This window comes from Vibrio olivae (assembly GCF_042428525.1).
GTDB classification, from domain to species: Bacteria; Pseudomonadota; Gammaproteobacteria; order Enterobacterales; family Vibrionaceae; genus Vibrio; species Vibrio olivae.
In genome coordinates, this window is the sequence record NZ_JBHMEP010000131.1 from 1 (window position 1) to 525 (window position 525).

1 protein-coding gene is annotated in these 525 nt (G+C 53.7%); it reads right to left on the reverse strand.

Annotated elements, in window-relative coordinates; translation table 11 throughout:
- Nucleotides 1-125: 125 nt before the first annotated feature.
- On the reverse strand, nt 126-525 hold a 400-nt coding region (gene traK / locus ACFFUV_RS24215; protein WP_512701419.1), incomplete at its 5' end, for a conjugative transposon protein TraK.

Consider the following 525-nt stretch of genomic DNA (forward strand, 5'->3'; position numbering starts at 1 on the left):
CGGCGGCGTGTTTCCGGCGGCAAGCCGTCCAGATACCCTTTGAGACTTGCCGCCAAGCGTTTCCGTTTGTCGTGGAGTTTCCAATACATGCCCCACATTGATTTTCTGATACTTTTCATGTCCTGTTACCGTTTGATAGTCTGTAAATCCTTGTTCTCAATGATGGTGAAACCCTCGATGGTAAAACCGTTCGGGTTGTCATCCGACCGCGATGCGTTCAGCAGGCGGCAGGTGGTCACGAGGCTGCGCTCGGTGACGTTGCTCTGCCGGATGATCTTCTGCGTGGCATAGGTCACGGCACGGTAGGGATAGCTGTCGAAGTCGCACACCACGCTGTCCACCTTCAGCACCTGGTTGATGTTTCCTGCGATGATGCGGTTGTAGTACCCCTTCTCTGCAAAGTCCGAATAGTAGTGGTACACGCTCTTGTCCGCCAGCAGCAGGGCACGTTTCACGTTGTGTTCAATCGCGCTTTTTTCAGGTGATAGCGTGAAGAACATCTCGTGGAAACGGCGCACATGTTCC